Here is a 5,202-nt window from a genome sequence, read left to right as displayed (position 1 = left end):
GGCCCGCCGGGGGCCCCCGCCCGCGCCCCGCTGGGCGTGTTCCGCCCGCCCCAGGCGTAAAGCCAACTTCTGCATTACGGAACAGCCGCTGCGCAGCCGGGCCCCCCCGGGCCTGGGCGGGCCAGCGCTTGCGTGGCCGGGGCTGGTTGGAGCCCTTTTGCCCGGCTTGCCCCTCGGGTGCCCAACTCCGCCCAGGAGCGGCCGGGGCGCGCGTAACGCGTAGCTGTTCTGGTTGTGAATCAATTGCTTGGCCGAACGACCGGGCAACTGCCCGGCACCCCTCCACGTGGAAAACAGTTTGCTTTTGGGAAGCCTGCTGGCCGTTTTGGCCACTGGCTGCCAGCCCGCGTCGGCCCCCGACGCGCCCGCCACCGCCGTTAGCGGCACCGGCCCCGATTTAATGGAAAATAGTCCCGGCATGATGGCGGAGCACGACCACATGGCCATGCCCGCCGCCGCTGCCGGCCAGGGCCCCTACGCTCAGGCCATGCGCCTGCACGACGCCGCCATGAACCGCATGGACGCCCTAGCCGCCGAGCGCCAGCGCCTGGCCGGGGCCCTGGCTCAGCTAGGCCAAGCCGCACCCACCGACCCACGCTGGGCGGCCCGACTGCGCCGCGCCGTGTCCGCCCTCGAAGCGGCCGACGGCCAGATGATGAACTGGATGCACAACGCTCACGAGCCCGACTCGACCAGCCACTCGGGGGCCCAGGTGGCGGCCTATTGGCAGCAGCAGTTGCCCGTGCTGCGGCAAATCGACCAGCGCACCACAGCCGCCCTCGACTCGGCCCGGGTGCTGCGCTAGGCTGGGGCCCCGGCGCCCGGTCTAGCCTGAAATCCTTATCCATCAAGACAATAATGCTTGCATGAGCACTTTGAAGAACGCCTGGTTGCGGCGGCTATTCCGGTGGCACAGCTGGCTGGGGCTGCTCACGGGCGTGCCGCTGCTGCTGCTGGGCCTGAGCGGGGCCGGCCTGGTTTTCAAGCCCGAGCTGGACCGCCTGCTGGTGCCCCGCGTGGCCCCGCCGCCGGCCGGCCGCGCCCCCGTGCCCCTCGATTCGCTGTACCGGCTGGTGGGCCGGCGCTACCCGGCCCTCAAGCGCATGGCCATTGTGGGGTTCCCGCAGCGGGTCGGCGAGAGCTACGAGTTTCGCCTCTACGGCAACGACGGCAACCCCAACACCTACGACCTGGCTAGCGTGTGGGTAGACCCCTACTCGGGCCGGGTATTGCAGGAGGGCCCCAATACCGGGCTGGCGGGCGGCGCACTCAACTGGCTGTTGCAGTTCCACTTCTGCTTCCAGCTGGGCATGGGGGGCGTGCTGCTCACGGCCTTGTTGGGCCTGGCTATGCTGGCCTCCGTGTTCACGGGCGTGGTGGTGTACCGCAAGCACCTGGGCAAGGTGCTGACGCTGCGCGCCCCGCTGCGCCGCCACAACTGGCGGGTGCTGGCCTCCGACCTGCACCGCTACGTGGGCACCTGGGCCCTGCTGCTCAACGCCCTCATTTGCTTCACGGGCTTCTGGATGAATCTGTTCGGCTTTGACCCCGCCGCCTGGCGGGCGCAAACCCGCCCGGCCCCGCCCAACCAACTCATGGCCCGCTCGGTCGATGAGCTGCTGGCCACGGCCCGGGCCGCCTACCCGGCGCTGGTGCCCACCCGCATTCGCCTGCCCACGCAGCCGGGCGGGGCTCCGTTTGAGGTCGATGGGGTGGTGCCCGGCCACGCGCTGCCCTGGGGGGCGAGCGCGGCAGTAGAGGTAGACCCCACGACCGGCCGGGTACGGGCCGTGCGCCGGGCGTGGGCGGCGGCCGGGCCCGCGCAGTGGGAGGCGCTAATGGGGCCCCTGCACTTCGGCACCTTCGGCGGCATGCCCATGCGCGTGCTCTACGTGGTGGTGGGCCTCACGCCGGGCCTGCTGGCGCTCACGGGCTTTGCGCTGTGGTACCGGCGGTGGCTCCGGCCAGCCGGGGCGGCGCAGTCCGGGCGCCAGGGGCCCTAATGCACCACGCCGCTACCGCATTGCGGGGGGCGCGGCTTCTGGGCGAGGCAGCGGCCATTGGCTCATTTTTCTCTTGGTTTTTCCACCAATTATTCAGGCTGCTGACGCGTGCATTTGCCGGGCTTTTGCTTATGAAATCTATACTTACCGGATTCTTTTTCTTGCTGACCTCCCTCGCTTTTGCCCAAACGGTGGTGCGCGGCGTGGTGCGCGAAACCGACGGGCCCCGGCCGGGTGCGCCTCTTGGCGGGGCCACCGTGAGCAGCCCGCAGGCCAGCCAGGTGGCCACTACCGACAGCGCCGGGCGCTTCGAGTTGCGCGGCCGCGTGGCCATTACCACGCTCACCGTCAACCACCTGGGCTACCTGCCGCAGCTGGTGCACGTGAGTGCCGCCGACCCGCTGCTCAGCATCGGGCTAGCGGCCGACGCGGCCACGACACTCGGCGAGGCCGTGGTCACGTCGAAGTACTACCGCCAGTACGGCGCCCAAACTGTGTCGAGTGCGCTGCGGCTGCAAACGCCGCTACTCCAGCTCTCGCAGCACATCCAGGTCATTACGCCGGAAGTCATTTTCGACCAGGGCAGCTTCAACACCACCGAGGGTGTGACGCGCAACGTGAGCGGCGTGGTGCGCAACGAAATATCCAACAACCTGGGGCCCAACCTATACATGCGCGGCGGCCAGATTGCGCCCCTGCGCAACGGCGTAGACCTGACGCCCTACTACCGGGGCCCCGTGCCCGATGATGCTGCCCTCATCGACCGCATCGAATTCGTCAAGGGCCCCTCGCTGTTCATGAACAACATCGGCGACCCGGCCGGCAGCTTCAACATCGTGACCAAGCAGCCCACCGGCACGCCGCGCTATTCGGCCACGGCCATGCTGGGCAGCTACGACTTCTACCGCCTCGCCGCCGACCTCGACGGCAAGCTTGATAAAGCCGGCAAGCTGCTCTACCGCCTCAACGGCATGGCCATGCGCACCAATTCCTTCGTGCCCGGCGACTACAACAAGCGCCTGCTGGTGTCGCCAGTGCTCACGTACCAGTTCAGCGCCCGCACCGCTCTCACGGCCGAGTACACGTTTCAGGCATTCAACTACGGCCTGTACAGCCCTATTGTAATGACGCCCAACGGCTTCGGCTCGCTGCCGCGCAAGGTCACCATCAGCGAGCCCAGCGTGGGGCCTATCCGGGCGCAAAACCAGTCGGGCTTTCTGACCTTCACGCACCAGTTCCGCCCCGGCTGGCAGCTCACGGCGCGCGGGGCGTTTTTGCTGGAGAATAGCGAGGGCCGCTACCTGTGGGTAACGGGCGTGAACGCGGCCAACCCCAGCGTGCTGCTGCGCAACCCCAAGTACGACCTCGACCGCACGCAAGTGCTGTCGCAGCAGGCGTTTGTGAACGGCAACTTCACGACCGGCCCGCTCCGCCACCAGCTGCTGGCGGGGGTTGATGTCAACCAGAAGAAATTCCTGGCCATCGACTACCTGACGTACGACACGGCCCCCGCGCCCGGCGGCAGCATCCAGCCCGTGTACTACCCGCTCGACGTAACCAACCCCGTGCACGGAACCGAAATACCGGGCTACTCCGCGCCCAACGGCCTCGCCGGGCGCAATACCGAGCAAACCATCAGCTACTACTCCGGCTACGCCCTCGATGAGGTGGCGCTGTTCGATAACAAGCTGCGCCTCACGCCTGGCCTGCGCTACACCGCTGTACAAAGCCACAACCAGGTGCTGGGCGTGGGCAGCAGCTCCCGCGATAAAGTAGTAACGCCACGCCTGGGCCTGAGCTACAGCCTGTTGCCCAGCCTCTCGGTATACGGTCTCTACGACCGCACGCTGGTGCCCCAGGGCGGCATCACGAGCGCCGGCACGCCTATCGACCCGCTGCGCGGCAGCAACCGCGAGCTGGGCGTGAAGAAAAACTGGCTCGATGGCCGCTGGACGTCGGCCGTGGCCGTGTACTACCTCACCCGCTCCAGCATCGCCGCCACCGACCCGGCCAACAGCCTCTACCGCATTCAGGTGGGCGAAAACCACGCCCAAGGGGTGGACGTGGACGTGGTGGGCCAGGTGGTGCGCGGCCTGAACGTGGTGGTGAACTACGCCTACACCGACGCCAAAATCGACCACGACCCCAACCCGCTGCTGGTGGGGGCCCGCACGCCGCTGTTCGTCAAGCACGTGCAAAACACCTGGCTCAACTACGAGCTGCCCGCTCGGCTAGCGCGCGGCCTCAGCTTCTCGCTCGGCTACCAGTACCAGGCCGGCCGGGGCGGCCGCTACGCCGTGGCCACACCCTACGCCATCCCCAACTACTTCCGCCTCGACGGCGGCGTGGGCTGGCAGTCGCCGCATTTGAAGGTGAACCTGGTGGTGAACAACCTGCTGAACCATAATATCATTGGCGCGCCCTGGCTGCGCAACGGGCTGTACTACTGGATTCCGCAGGCGGGTGTTAATGGCCGCTTCTCGGTGAGCTACACCTGGTAAAACGGTGGGGCCCTCCGCTCGCCGGTTGAGGAGGGCCTCGTCGTTTAATGCGTGGGCCTATAGCGTCCACGCTCCGCGGGTTACGTTAGAATTTCCAAGCTGGGGGGGCGGGGCGGCCGGCGCCTCCGGCTTGGTCGCGGTCGTCGTCTTCGTCCTCTTCGCTTTCGCCGTCGTCTTCGTCGTCCTCTTCCTCGTCGGTGTCGTCCTCCGGGATTTCCTCGTCGTCCGTATCGTCTTCTTCCTCGTCGGGCCCGGGGCCCTCTTCGTCGTTGTCGAGGTTGTCAAACACGCGGTCGAGCGAGGCTTCGGCGTGGCGGAGCTTGTGGCGGCAGAGGCGGATGAGCTCGGCCGAGCGCTCGACGCGGGCAGTGAGGTCGTCCACGTCCACGGCGTCGGTTTCGAGGGCGCGCAGGATGGTTTCGAGTTCGGCTAAAGATTCGGCGTAGGTGGGCATCTGCTCCGGAATTATGAATTAAAAATTATGAATTAAAAATTAACGCGGTGGGGCCCTGAAAGCGGTTTTTTGGGCCCCTGCCTAGCGCTTGGCTTGCAGGGCCCAGAGGCGCTTTTCGGCGCGGTGCAGCAGGCGGGTGCTGGCCAGTTCCAATTGGTAGCGCAGGCGCAGCAGGTGCTCGCGCCGCCGCCGGTGGTGGCGGGCGAAGCGCTGCTGCAACGCTCGGGCCCGCTGGCGCCAGCTG

4 protein-coding genes are annotated in these 5,202 nt (G+C 67.4%); 3 read left to right on the top strand and 1 reads right to left on the bottom strand.

Translation table 11 applies throughout. The features are described 5' to 3' along the window. Positions 1-286 precede the first annotated feature (286 nt). From BEN49_RS11000 to BEN49_RS10990, 3 genes are all read left to right on the top strand, one after another. On the top strand, positions 287-805 hold the full coding sequence (locus tag BEN49_RS11000; protein WP_125916746.1) for a hypothetical protein: 519 nt from the start codon (positions 287-289) through the stop codon (positions 803-805). Positions 806-866: 61 nt separating this feature from the next. Next, entirely contained in the window at positions 867-2,003 is a 1,137-nt protein-coding gene (locus BEN49_RS10995; RefSeq protein WP_070743233.1) for a PepSY-associated TM helix domain-containing protein, read from the top strand. Between the two features lie 161 nt (positions 2,004-2,164). After that, positions 2,165-4,504: a TonB-dependent receptor plug domain-containing protein gene (locus tag BEN49_RS10990; protein ID WP_070743231.1), complete on the top strand. Its 2,340-nt coding sequence runs from the start codon at positions 2,165-2,167 to the stop codon at positions 4,502-4,504. Between the two features lie 85 nt (positions 4,505-4,589). Here BEN49_RS10990 and xseB read toward each other — a convergent pair whose 3' ends face one another. Beyond that, on the bottom strand, positions 4,590-4,958 hold the full coding sequence (gene xseB, locus BEN49_RS10985; protein ID WP_070743230.1) for an exodeoxyribonuclease VII small subunit: 369 nt from the start codon (positions 4,956-4,958) through the stop codon (positions 4,590-4,592). Positions 4,959-5,202 lie beyond the last annotated feature (244 nt).

Source organism: Hymenobacter coccineus (assembly GCF_001816125.1).
Taxonomy (GTDB): domain Bacteria; phylum Bacteroidota; class Bacteroidia; order Cytophagales; family Hymenobacteraceae; genus Hymenobacter; species Hymenobacter coccineus.
This window is presented reverse-complemented; position numbering and strand designations above follow the sequence as displayed.

Coding starts and splice junctions, on each gene's coding strand:
- xseB (WP_070743230.1), bottom strand. CDS start 4,958: ATGCCCACCTACGCCGAATCTTTAGCCGAACTCGAAACCATCCTGCGC.
- BEN49_RS10995 (WP_070743233.1), top strand. CDS start 867: ATGAGCACTTTGAAGAACGCCTGGTTGCGGCGGCTATTCCGGTGGCAC.